The organism is Serratia nematodiphila DZ0503SBS1, from assembly GCF_000738675.1.
Taxonomy (GTDB): domain Bacteria; phylum Pseudomonadota; class Gammaproteobacteria; order Enterobacterales; family Enterobacteriaceae; genus Serratia; species Serratia nematodiphila.
This window is the reverse complement of sequence record NZ_JPUX01000001.1, coordinates 490159-507520: the sequence shown is the minus strand read 5'-3', so window position 1 is coordinate 507520 and position 17362 is coordinate 490159. Positions and strand designations below refer to the sequence as shown.

The 17362-nt window shown below is 56.9% G+C and carries 9 protein-coding genes, 2 tRNA genes, 3 rRNA genes and 1 pseudogene; 5 read left to right on the top strand and 10 right to left on the bottom strand.

From position 1 onward, the window contains the following. Positions 1 to 673: 673 nt before the first annotated feature. From acs to actP, 3 genes are all read left to right on the top strand, one after another. Positions 674 to 2632, top strand: coding sequence for an acetate--CoA ligase (acs, locus tag JL05_RS02290; protein WP_004930044.1), 1959 nt, complete (start codon positions 674 to 676; stop codon positions 2630 to 2632). A 91-nt stretch (positions 2633 to 2723) separates the two neighbouring features. Then, a complete protein-coding gene (locus JL05_RS02285; RefSeq protein WP_033631543.1) occupies positions 2724 to 3035 on the top strand; it encodes a DUF485 domain-containing protein in 312 nt (103 codons plus the stop codon). Next, positions 3032 to 4684, top strand: a complete 1653-nt coding sequence (gene actP / locus JL05_RS02280; protein ID WP_033631542.1) for a cation/acetate symporter ActP — start codon at positions 3032 to 3034, stop codon at positions 4682 to 4684. Before JL05_RS02285 ends, actP begins: the two co-directional genes overlap by 4 nt. A gap of 371 nt (positions 4685 to 5055) precedes the next feature. On the opposite strand, the gene rrf is transcribed toward actP, so the two are convergent. The 5 genes from rrf to JL05_RS02255 form a co-directional block, all read right to left on the bottom strand. Then, a 5S ribosomal RNA gene (gene rrf, locus JL05_RS02275) occupies positions 5056 to 5171 on the bottom strand. Positions 5172 to 5270: 99 nt separating this feature from the next. After that, positions 5271 to 8173 (bottom strand): 23S ribosomal RNA (locus JL05_RS02270). A 206-nt stretch (positions 8174 to 8379) separates the two neighbouring features. Further along, a tRNA-Ala gene (locus tag JL05_RS02265) sits at positions 8380 to 8455 on the bottom strand. A 39-nt stretch (positions 8456 to 8494) separates the two neighbouring features. Further along, positions 8495 to 8571, bottom strand: a tRNA-Ile gene (locus JL05_RS02260). Between the two features lie 74 nt (positions 8572 to 8645). After that, positions 8646 to 10187 (bottom strand): 16S ribosomal RNA (locus JL05_RS02255). Together the 16S, 23S and 5S rRNA genes with 2 tRNA genes alongside form the textbook arrangement of a ribosomal RNA operon. A 636-nt stretch (positions 10188 to 10823) precedes the next feature. On the opposite strand from JL05_RS02255, the gene purH reads away from it, so the two are divergent. Together purH and purD are read left to right on the top strand one after the other, a co-directional pair. Next, positions 10824 to 12413 (top strand): bifunctional phosphoribosylaminoimidazolecarboxamide formyltransferase/IMP cyclohydrolase, encoded by a 1590-nt coding sequence (gene purH, locus JL05_RS02250; protein ID WP_033631541.1) that lies wholly within the window; start codon positions 10824 to 10826, stop codon positions 12411 to 12413. Between the two features lie 48 nt (positions 12414 to 12461). Beyond that, a complete protein-coding gene (gene purD, locus JL05_RS02245) occupies positions 12462 to 13745 on the top strand; it encodes a phosphoribosylamine--glycine ligase (protein WP_033631540.1) in 1284 nt (427 codons plus the stop codon). 49 nt (positions 13746 to 13794) lie between these two features. On the opposite strand, the gene JL05_RS02240 is transcribed toward purD, so the two are convergent. The 5 genes and pseudogenes from JL05_RS02240 to hemE form a co-directional block, all read right to left on the bottom strand. Then, complete coding sequence (locus tag JL05_RS02240; protein WP_081877827.1) at positions 13795 to 14466, bottom strand: DUF1481 domain-containing protein; 672 nt, start codon at positions 14464 to 14466, stop codon at positions 13795 to 13797. 36 nt (positions 14467 to 14502) lie between these two features. Beyond that, on the bottom strand, positions 14503 to 14775 hold the full coding sequence (gene hupA / locus JL05_RS02235) for a nucleoid-associated protein HU-alpha (protein WP_004929874.1): 273 nt from the start codon (positions 14773 to 14775) through the stop codon (positions 14503 to 14505). 189 nt (positions 14776 to 14964) lie between these two features. Beyond that, positions 14965 to 15555 (bottom strand): YjaG family protein, encoded by a 591-nt coding sequence (locus JL05_RS02230; protein WP_004929875.1) that lies wholly within the window; start codon positions 15553 to 15555, stop codon positions 14965 to 14967. A 48-nt stretch (positions 15556 to 15603) separates the two neighbouring features. After that, positions 15604 to 16290 carry a deoxyribonuclease V gene (nfi, locus tag JL05_RS02225; RefSeq protein WP_033631538.1) on the bottom strand — a complete coding sequence of 229 codons (687 nt, stop codon included), beginning with the start codon at positions 16288 to 16290 and terminating at the stop codon, positions 15604 to 15606. Between the two features lie 9 nt (positions 16291 to 16299). Then, a pseudogene (hemE, locus tag JL05_RS02220) lies at positions 16300 to 17291 on the bottom strand (uroporphyrinogen decarboxylase). Between the last annotated feature and the right edge of the window lie 71 nt (positions 17292 to 17362).

Here is a 17362-nt window from a genome sequence, read left to right as displayed (position 1 = left end):
GGCATAATTGCTTGTTATTAAAAAAATAATTTTTCATATAATGAAGTACATAACCACGCCGACGACGATTTTTTGAACGCGATTAAAATGCGTTATTTTTCGCTCATTCTGCATATTTAATCCGCATCATATGTTTATATTTTGTTACTCAAAAGTCAAATAAATGAGAATTGGCCGAGTGACACTTTCGTCCATAAATGCAGCGCCACTTTATATTTCGATTAAAAATCGAACGATACCGCAGGATGAATGCCACAGGATATTTCCCGAGTTTTCATCAGGAATTAAGCGTTAATAAAACGTTATTTCACGCTGTGCCGTCCATCGTTATATCGTGCTAATGCCAATTTAGAATATTAATAGCGAAAAATAACCCAAAAAGATTTATAGCGCGAAATAATGGCGGCCCTGATCGTATCTATTAATTTCGCGGCAGTTGAGTCCGTTTTGGTTTATTCTTTTTTGTTCTTTATATAAGTGTTTTTGGTTAAAAACGTGGGTTTATGAGGATTTAAGCGCCAAAGAGATAGATACGCCCTGCAAATGCGACAGAACGATTACAAATCAATATCTTTGTTGCGTGATCTGCCGCGCAAAAAAGAAACAAAGAATCATAGCAAACTATACTTAACCTTCAGTTGACATATCATTAACAACTTCAAGGAGAAAAGCTATGAGCCAACTGCATAAACACGCTATTCCTTCTGCAATTGCAGAACGCGCCCTGATTAATCCGGCACAATACCAACAGTATTATCAACAGTCGGTTCAAGACCCAGAGGCTTTCTGGGGTGAGCATGGCAAAATCCTGGATTGGATCAAACCCTATACCAAAGTTAAAAATACCTCGTTCGATCCGGGCCACGTCAGCATTCGCTGGTTTGAAGACGGCACGTTGAACCTGGCGGCCAACTGCCTGGACCGCCATCTGGCCGAGCGCGGTGACCAAACCGCCATTATCTGGGAAGGCGATGACCCGACCCAATCAAAAAAGGTGACTTACAAACAGCTGCACCACGATGTCTGCCAATTCGCCAACGTGCTGAAACAGCTCGGCGTTAAAAAAGGCGACGTGGTGGCCATCTATATGCCGATGGTGCCGGAAGCGGCGGTCGCCATGCTGGCCTGCGCGCGCATCGGCGCCGTACATTCGGTGATCTTCGGCGGCTTCTCGCCGGAAGCCGTCGCCGGGCGCATTATCGACTCCAACGCCAAACTGGTGATCACCGCCGATGAAGGCCTGCGCGCCGGCCGCGCCGTGCCGCTGAAAAAGAACGTCGACGATGCGCTGAAAAATCCCGGCGTGGTCAGCGTGGCCAACGTGGTGGTATTCAAACGCACCGGTAAACCGGGCTACTGGCAGGAAGGGCGCGATCTGTGGTGGCATGAGCTGACCCAGGGCGTCTCCGCAGACTGCCCGCCGGAAGAAGTGAACGCCGAAGATCCGCTGTTCATCCTGTACACCTCCGGTTCGACCGGCAAGCCGAAAGGCGTGCTGCACACCACCGGCGGCTACCTGGTCTACGCTGCGATGACCTTTAAGTATGTGTTCGACTACCACGACGGCGACATTTACTGGTGCACCGCCGACGTGGGCTGGGTCACCGGCCACAGCTATCTGCTGTACGGCCCGCTGGCCTGCGGCGCCACCACGCTGATGTTCGAAGGCGTGCCTAACTATCCGGGCGTCAATCGCCTGTCGCAGGTGATCGACAAACACCAGGTCAACATTCTGTATACCGCACCGACCGCCATTCGCGCGTTGATGGCCGAAGGCGACAAGGCGATCGAAGGCACCCGACGCGATTCGCTGCGCATCATGGGCTCGGTCGGCGAACCGATCAACCCGGAAGCCTGGGAGTGGTATTACAACAAGATCGGCAACGCGAGATGCCCGATCGTCGACACCTGGTGGCAAACCGAAACCGGCGGCTTCATGATTACCCCGCTGCCGGGCGCCACTGAGCTGAAAGCCGGTTCCGCCACGCGGCCGTTCTTTGGCGTACAGCCGGCGCTGGTCGATAACGTCGGCACGCCGCAGGAAGGCGCCTGCGAAGGCAACCTGGTGATCGTCGATTCCTGGCCGGGCCAGGCGCGCACCCTGTTCGGCGATCATGACCGCTTCGAGCAAACTTACTTCTCGACCTTCAAAGGCATGTACTTCAGCGGTGACGGCGCCCGCCGCGACGAGGACGGTTACTACTGGATCACCGGCCGCGTCGACGACGTGCTGAACGTCTCCGGCCACCGTCTGGGCACCGCCGAGATCGAGTCCGCGCTGGTATCGCACCCGAAAATCGCCGAAGCGGCGGTGGTCGGCATTCCTCACAACATCAAAGGCCAGGCGATCTACGCCTACATCACGCTGAACCACGGCGAAGAACCGACGCCGGAGCTCTATACCGAAGTGCGCAACTGGGTGCGTAAAGAGATAGGGCCGATCGCTACGCCGGATGTGCTGCACTGGACAGACTCGCTGCCCAAAACGCGCTCCGGCAAGATCATGCGGCGCATCCTGCGCAAAATTGCCGCCGGCGACACCAGCAACCTGGGGGATACCTCCACGCTGGCGGATCCGGCCGTAGTCGACAAGCTGTTGGAAGAAAAACAATCAATGAAAGTGCCGTCATAATTTACGCCGCTTCAGGCCGCTCATTCGGATAACGCGCCGTTGAGCGGCCCTGGCGCGGCGTACTCTCTCAATACCGACTGGAGACACTCTGATGAATGACACCATTTATCAAGGGATTGAAGAAAACCCGCGCTTTAAAGAGCTGGTGAGAAAACGCGGCCGGTTCGCCTGGCTGCTTTCGCTGATTACGCTGGCGCTGTACGTCGGCTTTATTTTGTTGATCGCCTTCGATCCACAATGGCTCGGCACGCCGATCGCCGCCGGATCGACCATCACCCGCGGGATCCCGGTCGGCGTCGGGTTGATCGTGATCTCTTTCGTCTTGACCGGTCTCTACGTGTTTCGCGCCAACGGCGAGTTCGATCGCCTCACCGCAGAGATTCTGCGCGAGGTGAAACAATGAAGCGCTTATTGTCCGTCGCCGCGCTGCTGTTACTGCCGGGCCTGGCCTGCGCCGACGCCATTGGCGGCGAGGTGCATCGCCAGCCGCTGAACATCCAGGCGATCGTGATGTTTATCCTGTTTGTCGGTGCCACGCTCTACATCACCTATTGGGCGTCCAAACGCACCCGTTCCCGTCAGGACTACTACACCGCGGGCGGGCGCATTACCGGCCTGCAAAATGGCCTGGCGATCGCCGGTGACTTCATGTCCGCCGCCTCGTTCCTCGGCATCTCCGCACTGGTCTACACCTCGGGCTATGACGGCCTGATCTACTCCATCGGCTTCCTCATCGGCTGGCCGATCATTCTGTTTCTGATCGCGGAACGCCTGCGCAATCTCGGCCGCTATACCTTCGCCGATGTCGCCTCTTACCGTCTGCAGCAGAAACCGATCCGCACCCTCTCGGCCTGCGGCTCGTTGGTGGTGGTGGCGCTATATCTGATCGCGCAGATGGTCGGCGCCGGCAAACTGATCCAGCTGCTGTTCGGGCTCAACTACCACGTGGCGGTGATCCTGGTCGGCATTCTGATGGTGCTGTACGTACTGTTCGGCGGCATGCTGGCCACCACCTGGGTGCAGATCATCAAAGCGGTGCTGCTGCTGGCTGGCGCCAGCTTTATGGCGCTGATGGTTATGAAGTCGGTCAACTTCGACTTCAATACCCTGTTCGCCGAAGCGGTGAAGGTGCATCCGAAAGGCATCGCCATCATGAGCCCCGGCGGGCTGGTGTCCGATCCGATTTCCGCGCTGTCGCTTGGCCTGGCGCTGATGTTCGGCACCGCCGGCCTCCCGCACATCCTGATGCGTTTCTTCACCGTGAGTGACGCCAAGGAAGCGCGCAAGAGCGTGTTCTACGCCACCGGCTTTATCGGTTACTTCTATATTCTGACCTTTATCATCGGCTTCGGCGCCATCTTGCTGGTCAGCGCCAACCCGGCGTTCAAAGACGCCACCGGCGCGCTGCTGGGCGGGACCAACATGGCGGCGGTGCACCTGGCCAATGCCGTTGGCGGCAACTTCTTCCTCGGCTTTATCTCGGCGGTGGCGTTCGCCACCATTCTGGCGGTGGTTGCGGGCCTGACGCTGGCCGGCGCCTCGGCAGTGTCCCATGACCTGTACGCCAGCGTGATTAAAAACGGCAAGGCGACCGAGCGCGATGAGCTGAAGGTCTCCAAGATCACCGTCGTGGTATTGGGGCTGGTCGCCATTGCCCTGGGGATTTTGTTCGAGAAGCAGAATATCGCCTTTATGGTCGGGCTGGCGTTCTCCATCGCCGCCAGCTGTAACTTCCCTATCATCATCCTGTCGATGTACTGGTCACGTTTGACGACCCGCGGCGCGATGATTGGCGGCTGGCTGGGTCTGTTAACGGCGGTGATTCTGATGATCCTCGGCCCGACGATCTGGGTGCAGATCCTCGGCCATGAGAAACCGATTTATCCGTACGAATACCCGGCGCTATTCTCGATGATCGTGGCATTTGTCGGCACCTGGCTGTTCTCGATCACCGACAGCTCGCTGGCCGGGCAGCAGGAGCGGGAACGCTTCCGGGCCCAGTTTGTCCGTTCGCAAACCGGGCTGGGCATCTCCCAAGGCAGCTCGCATTGATCGAATAATAAGTGAAAAAAGCAAACACACCCTAATCAAAGGCCCTTCGGGGCCTTTTCTCTGGCTCGCTGGCGGAGAATAAGGAGGAGGGGAAAAACCGCGCAGCGTAGCTGCACTTTTTTACGTTTTACGCACAGCAAAAAGCCCTGAACGTCAGTTCAGGGCTTTCGGCTTTGTTTGATGCCTGGCAGTTTATGGCGGGCGTCCTGCCCGCCCCCCTTCGGGCCGTTGCTTCGCAACGTTCAAATCCGCTCCCGGCGGATTTGTCCTACACCATTCGTCTCAGGATGCCCATGCTCGAGCAGAACGCCAGATAACAGACAAAACAAAAAGCCCCATGCTTTCGCATGAGGCTTGTTGTTTTATTTGATGCCTGGCAGTGTCCTACTCTCGCATGGGGAGACCCCACACTACCATCGGCGCTACGGCGTTTCACTTCTGAGTTCGGCATGGGGTCAGGTGGGACCACCGCGCTATTGCCGCCAGGCAAATTCTGTTTCATTCCAACCGCTTCACTCTCGTGTCGCCATCAGAACCAATCTCGGAACTTCGCTGAAAATCTCTCTAAAAACACCTTCGGTGTTGTAAGGTTAAGCCTCACGGATCATTAGTACTGGTTAGCTCAATGCATCGCTGCACTTACACACCCAGCCTATCAACGTCTTAGTCTTAAACGTTCCTTCAGGGGCCTTAAAGGCCCAGGGAAGACTCATCTTGAGGCAAGTTTCGCGCTTAGATGCTTTCAGCGCTTATCTTTTCCGCACTTAGCTACCGGGCAATGCCATTGGCATGACAACCCGAACACCAGTGGTGCGTTCACTCCGGTCCTCTCGTACTAGGAGCAACCCCTCTCAATCTTCCAACGCCCACGGCAGATAGGGACCGAACTGTCTCACGACGTTCTAAACCCAGCTCGCGTACCACTTTAAATGGCGAACAGCCATACCCTTGGGACCTACTTCAGCCCCAGGATGTGATGAGCCGACATCGAGGTGCCAAACACCGCCGTCGATATGAACTCTTGGGCGGTATCAGCCTGTTATCCCCGGAGTACCTTTTATCCGTTGAGCGATGGCCCTTCCATTCAGAACCACCGGATCACTAAGACCTACTTTCGTACCTGCTCGAGCCGTCACTCTCGCAGTCAAGCTAGCTTATGCCTTTGCACTAACCTCACGATGTCCGACCGTGATTAGCTAACCTTCGTGCTCCTCCGTTACTCTTTGGGAGGAGACCGCCCCAGTCAAACTACCCACCAGACACTGTCCTCACCCCAGATTATGGGGCCGAGTTAGAACATCAAACATTAAAGGGTGGTATTTCAAGGATGGCTCCACGCAGACTGGCGTCCACGCTTCAAAGCCTCCCACCTATCCTACACATCAAGGCTCAATGTTCAGTGTCAAGCTATAGTAAAGGTTCACGGGGTCTTTCCGTCTTGCCGCGGGTACACTGCATCTTCACAGCGAGTTCAATTTCACTGAGTCTCGGGTGGAGACAGCCTGGCCATCATTACGCCATTCGTGCAGGTCGGAACTTACCCGACAAGGAATTTCGCTACCTTAGGACCGTTATAGTTACGGCCGCCGTTTACTGGGGCTTCGATCAAGAGCTTCGCCTTGCGGCTGACCCCATCAATTAACCTTCCAGCACCGGGCAGGCGTCACACCGTATACGTCCACTTTCGTGTTTGCACAGTGCTGTGTTTTTATTAAACAGTTGCAGCCAGCTGGTATCTTCGACTGGCTTCAGCTCCATCCGCAAGGGACTTCACCTACATGCCAGCGTGCCTTCTCCCGAAGTTACGGCACCATTTTGCCTAGTTCCTTCACCCGAGTTCTCTCAAGCGCCTTGGTATTCTCTACCTGACCACCTGTGTCGGTTTGGGGTACGATTTAATGTTACCTGGAGCTTAGAGGATTTTCCTGGAAGCAGGGCATCAACTACTTCTGCACCGTAGTGCATCGTCATCACGCCTCAGGGTTAACATGCAACCGGATTTACCAGGTCACACCCCCTACACGCTTAAACCGGGACAACCGTCGCCCGGCTAGCCTAGCCTTCTCCGTCCCCCCTTCGCAGTAACACCAAGTACAGGAATATTAACCTGTTTCCCATCGACTACGCTTTTCAGCCTCGCCTTAGGGGTCGACTCACCCTGCCCCGATTAACGTTGGACAGGAACCCTTGGTCTTCCGGCGAGCGGGCTTTTCACCCGCTTTATCGTTACTTATGTCAGCATTCGCACTTCTGATACCTCCAGCAACCCTCACAGGCCACCTTCAACGGCTTACAGAACGCTCCCCTACCCAACAACGCTAAGCGTCGCTGCCGCAGCTTCGGTGCATGGTTTAGCCCCGTTACATCTTCCGCGCAGGCCGACTCGACCAGTGAGCTATTACGCTTTCTTTAAATGATGGCTGCTTCTAAGCCAACATCCTGGCTGTCTATGCCTTCCCACATCGTTTCCCACTTAACCATGACTTTGGGACCTTAGCTGGCGGTCTGGGTTGTTTCCCTCTTCACGACGGACGTTAGCACCCGCCGTGTGTCTCCCGTGATAACATTCTTCGGTATTCGGAGTTTGCATCGGTTTGGTAAGCCGGGATGGCCCCCTAGCCGAAACAGTGCTCTACCCCGAAGATGAGTTCACGAGGCGCTACCTAAATAGCTTTCGGGGAGAACCAGCTATCTCCCGGTTTGATTGGCCTTTCACCCCCAGCCACAAGTCATCCGCTAATTTTTCAACATTAGTCGGTTCGGTCCTCCAGTTAGTGTTACCCAACCTTCAACCTGCCCATGGCTAGATCACCGGGTTTCGGGTCTATACCTTGCAACTAGTCGCCCAGTTAAGACTCGGTTTCCCTACGGCTCCCCTATACGGTTAACCTTGCTACAAAATATAAGTCGCTGACCCATTATACAAAAGGTACGCAGTCACACCACGAAGGTGCTCCCACTGCTTGTACGTACACGGTTTCAGGTTCTATTTCACTCCCCTCGCCGGGGTTCTTTTCGCCTTTCCCTCACGGTACTGGTTCACTATCGGTCAGTCAGGAGTATTTAGCCTTGGAGGATGGTCCCCCATATTCAGACAGGATGTCACGTGTCCCGCCCTACTCATCGAACTCACGACCTGTGCATTTTAGTGTACGGGGCTATCACCCTTTGCTGCGCGACTTTCCAGACGCTTCCACTAACACACAAGCCGATTCAGGTTCTGGGCTCCTCCCGTTCGCTCGCCGCTACTGGGGGAATCTCGGTTGATTTCTTTTCCTCGGGGTACTTAGATGTTTCAGTTCCCCGGTTCGCCTCATGCCACTATGTATTCATGACATGATAATGTGTCGAAACACACTGGGTTTCCCCATTCGGGTATCGCCGGTTATAACGGTTCATATCACCTTACCGACGCTTTTCGCAGATTAGCACGCCCTTCATCGCCTCTGACTGCCTAGGCATCCACCGTGTACGCTTAGTCACTTAACCTCACAACCCGAAGATGTTTCCATCGTTCGCGCTGCAAACATTTGAGAGACTCTATGACAGGTTACTCTTTATCCGGCACTTCTACGGAGGGATAAATTTCAGCCGTCATGTTTCAATTTTCAGCTTGTTCCAGATTGTTAAAGAGCAAAATACTTCGCAGCATACTGTCGCCAATATACTCTGAAGTATTGAAATACCGGACTATATGGTGGAGCTAAGCGGGATCGAACCGCTGACCTCCTGCGTGCAAGGCAGGCGCTCTCCCAGCTGAGCTATAGCCCCATACAGTCACGCGCAGTACCTTTTCCACTTCATGAGAAGTGGTAGGCCTGAGTGGACTTGAACCACCGACCTCACCCTTATCAGGGGTGCGCTCTAACCACCTGAGCTACAAGCCTATAAAGGTATTTCTGCTCGTTACTTTCTATCAGACAATCTGTGTGAGCACGCCACGCGAACTAATATCTTTAGGTAAGGAGGTGATCCAACCGCAGGTTCCCCTACGGTTACCTTGTTACGACTTCACCCCAGTCATGAATCACAAAGTGGTAAGCGCCCTCCCGAAGGTTAAGCTACCTACTTCTTTTGCAACCCACTCCCATGGTGTGACGGGCGGTGTGTACAAGGCCCGGGAACGTATTCACCGTAGCATTCTGATCTACGATTACTAGCGATTCCGACTTCATGGAGTCGAGTTGCAGACTCCAATCCGGACTACGACGTACTTTATGAGGTCCGCTTGCTCTCGCGAGGTCGCTTCTCTTTGTATACGCCATTGTAGCACGTGTGTAGCCCTACTCGTAAGGGCCATGATGACTTGACGTCATCCCCACCTTCCTCCAGTTTATCACTGGCAGTCTCCTTTGAGTTCCCGGCCGAACCGCTGGCAACAAAGGATAAGGGTTGCGCTCGTTGCGGGACTTAACCCAACATTTCACAACACGAGCTGACGACAGCCATGCAGCACCTGTCTCAGAGTTCCCGAAGGCACCAATCCATCTCTGGAAAGTTCTCTGGATGTCAAGAGTAGGTAAGGTTCTTCGCGTTGCATCGAATTAAACCACATGCTCCACCGCTTGTGCGGGCCCCCGTCAATTCATTTGAGTTTTAACCTTGCGGCCGTACTCCCCAGGCGGTCGATTTAACGCGTTAGCTCCGGAAGCCACGCCTCAAGGGCACAACCTCCAAATCGACATCGTTTACAGCGTGGACTACCAGGGTATCTAATCCTGTTTGCTCCCCACGCTTTCGCACCTGAGCGTCAGTCTTCGTCCAGGGGGCCGCCTTCGCCACCGGTATTCCTCCAGATCTCTACGCATTTCACCGCTACACCTGGAATTCTACCCCCCTCTACGAGACTCTAGCTTGCCAGTTTCAAATGCAGTTCCCAGGTTGAGCCCGGGGATTTCACATCTGACTTAACAAACCGCCTGCGTGCGCTTTACGCCCAGTAATTCCGATTAACGCTTGCACCCTCCGTATTACCGCGGCTGCTGGCACGGAGTTAGCCGGTGCTTCTTCTGCGAGTAACGTCAATTGATGAGCGTATTAAGCTCACCACCTTCCTCCTCGCTGAAAGTGCTTTACAACCCGAAGGCCTTCTTCACACACGCGGCATGGCTGCATCAGGCTTGCGCCCATTGTGCAATATTCCCCACTGCTGCCTCCCGTAGGAGTCTGGACCGTGTCTCAGTTCCAGTGTGGCTGGTCATCCTCTCAGACCAGCTAGGGATCGTCGCCTAGGTGAGCCATTACCCCACCTACTAGCTAATCCCATCTGGGCACATCTGATGGCAAGAGGCCCGAAGGTCCCCCTCTTTGGTCTTGCGACGTTATGCGGTATTAGCTACCGTTTCCAGTAGTTATCCCCCTCCATCAGGCAGTTTCCCAGACATTACTCACCCGTCCGCCGCTCGTCACCCGGGGAGCAAGCTCCCCTGTGCTACCGCTCGACTTGCATGTGTTAAGCCTGCCGCCAGCGTTCAATCTGAGCCATGATCAAACTCTTCAATTAAAAGCTTGATTTGCTTCCACTCGAGAAGCGATGCTCAAAGATTTACTGCATGAATTTTACTTCAGTTAGTCACTCTTCAAGACTTGATATTTTTTTGCATCCGAAGATGCTGGATATCGTCTTGTGGAGTGCCCACACAGATTGTCTGATAAATTGTTAAAGAGCAGTGAGTTAGGCGCTTTCGCTTGCTAACTCGAGGTGGCGTATATTACGCTTTCCTCTTTCAGAGTCAACCCTAATTTTCAGGATTTTTTCTCTGCGACCCCCGGATACTCTGTGAAGTTGTTCACATGTTCCGTGTCGATGGAGGCGCATTATAGGGAGTTCCTCGCAGGCCGCAACAGGTATTTTCAGCAAAAACGATCGTTCGCTGCATTCCACAGCAAAACCCCGCCTTATACCCACTTGCGCACAGTGTTATCCACAGATGCGATTTGTACGGAAAATTTACGAGCGCCACGCAAACGTTTTCGCTACAATTCCCCGCGACGAAACGATCCCCCTTTTTATGGGGGCGTTACCTGAATATGTGCCTGACCCTCCCTTTATAAGGCAAAAAACCTTCCTTATAGAGAGAACGAGGTGGACATTCACGTAACGCTCTTTAATTGCGACTCAAAGCCAAGGGATAAAACCATGCAACAACCTCGTCCAATCCGCCGGGCCCTGCTCAGCGTGTCTGACAAAACCGGTATCGTTGAATTCGCCGAAGCGCTTTCCCAGCGCGGCGTTGAACTGCTGTCCACCGGCGGCACCGCTCGTCTGCTGGCAGACGCCGGTCTGCCCGTTACCGAAGTTTCCGACTACACCGGCTTCCCGGAGATGATGGACGGACGAGTTAAGACCCTGCACCCGAAAGTCCACGGCGGCATTCTCGGCCGCCGCGGCCAGGACGACGCCGTCATGAATCAGCATGACATCAAGCCTATCGACATGGTGGTCGTCAATCTGTACCCGTTCGCCCAAACCGTGGCGCGCCCGGATTGCTCGCTGGAGGATGCGGTCGAGAATATCGATATCGGCGGCCCTACCATGGTGCGCTCCGCCGCCAAGAACCATAAAGACGTCGCCATCGTGGTGAAGAGCAGCGACTACGCCGCCATCATTACCGAGATGGACAACAACGACGGTTCGCTGCGCTATGCCACCCGCTTCGATCTCGCCATCAAGGCCTTTGAACACACCGCCGCCTACGACAGCATGATCGCCAACTACTTCGGCGCGCTGGTGCCGGCGTACCACGGCGAGACCGAACAGCCGTCCGGCCGCTTCCCGCGCACCCTGAACCTCAACTACATCAAGAAGCAGGATATGCGCTACGGTGAAAACAGCCACCAGCAGGCCGCCTTCTATATAGAGGAAGAAGTAAAGGAAGCTTCTGTCGCGACCGCCGAACAGCTGCAGGGCAAAGCGCTGTCCTATAACAACATCGCCGATACCGACGCCGCGCTGGAATGCGTGAAAGAGTTCGACGAACCGGCCTGCGTGATCGTCAAGCACGCCAACCCTTGCGGCGTGGCGATCGGCGACGACATTCTGGCCGCCTACGAGCGCGCTTACCAAACCGATCCGACCTCCGCCTTCGGCGGCATCATCGCCTTTAACCGCGAGCTGGACGCCGCCACCGCGCAGGCGATCATCAGCCGCCAGTTCGTGGAAGTGATCATCGCGCCAAACGTCACCCAGGAAGCGCGCTCCCTGCTGGCCGCCAAACAGAACGTGCGCGTGCTGGCCTGCGGCCAGTGGCAGCAACGCGTGGCGGGGCTGGATTTCAAACGTGTCAACGGCGGGCTGCTGGTGCAGGATCGCGATCTGGGCATGGTCACCGCCGCCGATCTGCGCGTGGTGTCAGAACGCCAACCGACCGAGCAGGAGTTGCGCGACGCGCTGTTCTGCTGGAAAGTGGCCAAGTTCGTGAAATCCAACGCCATCGTTTATGCGCGTGACAACATGACCATCGGCATAGGCGCCGGCCAGATGAGCCGCGTTTACTCCGCCAAGATCGCCGGCATCAAAGCGGGCGACGAAGGGCTGGAAGTGAAAGGCTCCGCCATGGCCTCCGACGCCTTCTTCCCGTTCCGCGACGGCATCGATGCCGCGGCGGCGGTTGGCATCACCTGCGTGATCCAGCCGGGCGGTTCGATCCGCGACGACGAAGTGATCGCCGCCGCCAACGAACACGGCATCGCGATGATCTTCACTGACATGCGTCACTTCCGCCATTAATTCCTTTTGCCGCGTGCGCTCCGGCGCACGCCATTCGTGGAGCTTCTGATGAACATTTTGATTATCGGCAACGGCGGGCGCGAACACGCGCTGGCCTGGAAAGCCGCCCAGTCTCCGCTGGCGGATAAAGTCTATGTTGCGCCGGGCAATGCCGGCACCGCGCTGGAAGCCAATCTGGAAAACGTGGCGATCGCCGCCACCGACATCCCCGCCCTGGTCGCTTTCGCCCAGAGCCATGACATCGGTCTGACCATCGTTGGGCCGGAAGCCCCGCTGGTGATCGGCGTGGTCGATGCCTTCCAGGCCGCCGGTCTGAAAATCTTCGGCCCGACGCAGGCCGCCGCGCAGCTCGAAGGCTCCAAAGCCTTCACCAAAGATTTCCTGGCGCGCCACCGCATCCCGACCGCCGAATATGAAAACTTCACCGAGGTGGAGCCGGCGCTGGCCTATGTGCGCCGCAAAGGCGCGCCGATCGTCATCAAGGCCGATGGCCTGGCGGCCGGTAAAGGCGTGATCGTCGCGATGACGCTGCAGGAAGCGGAAGAGGCGGTGCGCGACATGTTGGCCGGCAACGCCTTCGGCGACGCCGGCCATCGCATCGTGGTGGAAGAGTTCCTCGACGGCGAAGAAGCCAGCTTCATCGTGATGGTCGATGGCGAGAACGTGGTGCCGATGGCCACCAGCCAGGACCACAAACGCGTCGGCGACGGCGACACCGGCCCGAACACCGGCGGCATGGGCGCCTACTCCCCGGCGCCGGTCGTGACCGACGAAATCCACCAGCGCGCCATGGATCAGGTGATCTGGCCGACGGTGCGCGGCATGGCGGCGGAAGGCAATACCTACGTCGGCTTCCTGTATGCCGGCCTGATGATCTCCGCCGACGGCCAGCCGAAGGTGATCGAATTCAACTGCCGTTTTGGCGATCCGGAAACTCAGCCGATCATGCTGCGCCTGCGCTCCGATCTGGTGGAGCTGTGTCTGGCGGGCGCCGAAGGCCGTCTGAACGAGAAGAGCTCTGATTGGGACGAACGCCCTGCCCTTGGCGTGGTGCTGGCAGCCGGCGGTTATCCGGGTGACTATCGCAACGGCGAGGTTATCCAGGGGCTACCGCAGCAGGAAAGCGCCGACGGTAAGGTCTTCCATGCCGGCACACGCTTGCAGGGCGATGACGTCGTCACCAGCGGCGGCCGCGTGCTGTGCGTGACGGCGCTGGGCGATACCGTGGCGCAGGCGCAGCAACGCGCCTATCAGCTGGCGGAAGGTATCCAGTGGCCGGGCAGCTTCTGCCGCAAAGATATCGGTTATCGCGCGATTGCGCGCGGCAAATAATTTGATCTTTCATGATCATGACCAGAGGCTCCGCAGCGCGGGGCCTTTTTTATAGCAGGTCTTCTTTCGGTTCCCAGCTGCAGAAGTCGTCGTTCGCCACCAGCAGCAGCTCGCTGCCTTCCGGCGCTTCCAGCCAGGCGACGCTCACCGGCCGGCTGCTGCTGCGGGCGCGTTTTTCGATCCAGGCGATGGAGGCGGCATCCAGCCCCGGTTTCATGCTTTGGCCGTCGCAGGTTTGCACCTCGCCCTGCATCCAACGCCCCTGCAGCAATTTGACCTTGCCGGCGCGCAGCGCATTGCTCACTTCGAGGATCCGTCGCGCCTGATATTGGTACAGGGCGATTTCATCGCGGGTCAGCGGTTCGCGGCGTGTCGCCAGCTGGCGCTGCATAAAACTCACCGTGCCATCGTCGGCAAAGCGCAGCTGAATGGAATCTCGATCGCCGTCGGCGTCGTTACGTTTGATTTGGCGCAGCACGTCGCCCTGATAGGTGTACAGCGTGGTAATGGTACCCGGGCCGCGGTAAGGGCTGTAAACGCTGACCAACACTTGCGGACGATGTTGCTCATCGTCTTTACGCCACAGACGTATCACGCCCTGATCGGCCACGAAGCCGCTGGCGGTAAAACTGGGGATATCGGAATGGAAACTGCAGGCGCTCAGGCCGACGGCGATGCCAACGGCCATGAGCGCCCGACGAGTAAACAAAAGGGGCGCCATCGCCCCCCTGTTTAATCTTTTCACCGAGGCGCGGTCTTATTTAACGGCGTCTTTCAGTGCTTTGCCAGAAACGAACGCAGGCACGTTGGCTGCTGCGATTTTGATTTCTTTGCCAGTCTGTGGGTTGCGGCCAGTGCGCTCGCTACGATGGTTTACTTTGAAAGTACCGAAGCCAACCAATTGTACTGCATCACCTTCTTTCAGAGACTCAGTAATTGCAGCCAGGGTGGATTCCAGAGCCAGTTTAGCTTGTGCTTTGGAAAGGTCAGCCTTGTCCGCGATTACATCAATCAGTTGAGTCTTGTTCATAAGTTATCCTTACAGTGTGTTTATCGTTTGCAAAGCATCGAGTGCGACGGATATGCCGATTGACAGCACTCTCCTGCATACACGCACCGATAGCCACTTTTTTTACGCCCCCCAAATGTAGACCAGACAGGGTGCGGATGTGAAGCCTTAAGGCATGACAAATCAGGCGTTAAATCACGTTTTGTTGCCTTATTGCGCTAAATTTATCCCGATGTTGCTGACGCCCGCCTCCCGCAGGTCGGATCGCAGCCCCTTGATCAGGTCTATATCGCGCTCTTCACAGGCGTCCAACAGGCGGAAAATTTCCCATTGAATGTCCCATTCTTCCTCTACCGCCGGCAAACTTTCCAACTCTTCGTCGGTCATTTCCTTACCGGCTTGGGTCATTTCCAACATCGCCACGGTGCGAATCGATGTTTCACTGATGGCGATGGCGTGCTCCAGCGTCTCCCCGCCGAGCCGCGAATGGATCAGTTCCCCTAATGCGATACAGGCATCAATTGCCGGGTAAACGCCGTAAAGATCGTAATCTTCCGCCGACGGAATCGCCTCTTCCAACTTCTCGAGCTGGCTGTCGAAGTTGACCTTGGCGTCCTTCACCACCAGCGTTTCCCACACCAAATCCAGAATGCGGCGATAAACCGCCGGATCGCCGAACTCGGTCTGTTTGCAGAACATCTGGTAATTCGGGTACATACGCTCGCACAAACTGGCCATAAAGGTCAAATGTTGCCAGCCCTCGAGCCGTTCCAGACGTAAATGAATCGGGTTACGTAGCATGCTTTACTCTCTTACGCGTTATCTGCGGCGCAGTGTACCCGAAATCGCTCATGGCGACACCTCCGGATGCTGCTGCAACCACCGCTGAAACGCCGGACGGCGCGAAGCGATGGCGTCGGCCCAACGGGTCGGCTCCGGCAAACGGTAGCCCGCCATGCAGCGCTGCACCCACGCCAGCGCGCTGTCGGCGCCCACGCGGTGACCGGTTGAGATGAACAGCGGGTTGCAACGCGCCTTGCTACGCCATACCCAGCCCAGCTGTTCACCCTTATCTTCCAACGGCGCCAGCGCGCCGACGGCGGCGTCCAGCGGCGCGAATTTGCCGCACAGGCGCTTCTTGGCCACGCCGATGGTCGGCACATCGACCAGCAGGCCGAAATGGCTGGCGACGCCGAGGCGCCGCGGATGTGAAACGCCGTGCCCATCGACGAAGATCAGCCCCGGTTTTTGCCGCAGCTGCGCCCAGGCGGCCAACAGCGCCGGGTATTCGCGAAACGACAGGAAACCCGGGATATAAGGCATGACGGTGGCGATGCGCGCCACCTGATACTCCACCAGCTCCAGCGACGGATAGCGCAGGATGGCGATGGCGGCGCGCGTCACCGCGCCCTCTTGCTCGAAGCCCACATCGGCGCCGGCGATGAACGCCGGCGGTTCGGCCGGCAGCTCGTCGTAGCGAATGACTTCAGCGGCGCGCCGCAGCTGTTCGGCGCGCAGAGCCGCCATATCGGTCACATCGGATCCTTAACGGTGGTATTTCGCCGACTGCGCGTGCACCGCCTCGACGAAGGCCCCGGCGTGCTCCGGCGGCACATCCTGATGGATGCCGTGGCCCAGGTTGAACACATGACCGTTGCCGTGGCCGAAACCGGCCAGAATGGTCTCCACTTCTTCCGCGATGCGCGCCGGAGAAGCATAAAGCATCGACGGATCCATATTGCCCTGCAGCGCCACTTTGTCGCCTACGCGACGGCGCGCGTCGGCGATGTCGGTGGTCCAGTCCAGCCCCAGCGCATCGCAGCCGGTGGCGGCCATCGCCTCCAGCCACTGCCCGCCGCCTTTGGTGAACAGCGTTACCGGCACGCGGCGGCCGTCGTTTTCACGCAGCAAGCCATCGACGATCTTGTGCATGTAGTGCAAAGAGAACTCGCGGTAATCGCGCCCGGTCAGCACGCCGCCCCAGGTGTCGAACACCATCACCGACTGCGCGCCGGCCTTGATCTGGGCATTGAGGTAAAGGATCACGCTGTCCGCCAGCTTGTCCAGCAACAGGTGCAACGTGGCCGGCTCGGCATACATCATCTTCTTCAGCTTGGTGAATGCCTTGCTGCTGCCGCCCTCAACCATATAGGTAGCCAGCGTCCACGGGCTGCCGGAGAAGCCGATCAGCGGCACTTCGCCCTTCAGCTCGCGGCGAATGGTGCGCACTGCGTTCATCACATAGCCCAGCTCCACTTCCGGATCGAACACCGGCAGTTTGTCGACGTCGGCGCGGCAGGTGACGGGGAGCTGAAACGCGGGCCTTCGCCGGCTTCAAAGTACAGGCCGAGCCCCATGGCGTCGGGAATGGTGAGAATGTCGGAGAACAGGATGGCGGCGTCCAGCGCGTAGCGGCGCAGCGGCTGCAGCGTAACCTCGCAGGCCAGCTCCGCGTTCTTGCACAGCGACATGAAATCACCGGCCTGGGCGCGAGTCGCCTTATACTCCGGTAAATAACGACCGGCCTGGCGCATCATCCATACGGGGGTCACATCCACCGGCTGGCGCAACAGCGCGCGCAGGTAACGATCGTTCTTCAACTCAGTCA

Coding starts and splice junctions, on each gene's coding strand:
- acs (WP_004930044.1), top strand. CDS start 674: ATGAGCCAACTGCATAAACACGCTATTCCTTCTGCAATTGCAGAACGC.
- JL05_RS02285 (WP_033631543.1), top strand. CDS start 2,724: ATGAATGACACCATTTATCAAGGGATTGAAGAAAACCCGCGCTTTAAA.
- actP (WP_033631542.1), top strand. CDS start 3,032: ATGAAGCGCTTATTGTCCGTCGCCGCGCTGCTGTTACTGCCGGGCCTG.
- purH (WP_033631541.1), top strand. CDS start 10,824: ATGCAACAACCTCGTCCAATCCGCCGGGCCCTGCTCAGCGTGTCTGAC.
- purD (WP_033631540.1), top strand. CDS start 12,462: ATGAACATTTTGATTATCGGCAACGGCGGGCGCGAACACGCGCTGGCC.
- JL05_RS02240 (WP_081877827.1), bottom strand. CDS start 14,466: ATGGCGCCCCTTTTGTTTACTCGTCGGGCGCTCATGGCCGTTGGCATC.
- hupA (WP_004929874.1), bottom strand. CDS start 14,775: ATGAACAAGACTCAACTGATTGATGTAATCGCGGACAAGGCTGACCTT.
- JL05_RS02230 (WP_004929875.1), bottom strand. CDS start 15,555: ATGCTACGTAACCCGATTCATTTACGTCTGGAACGGCTCGAGGGCTGG.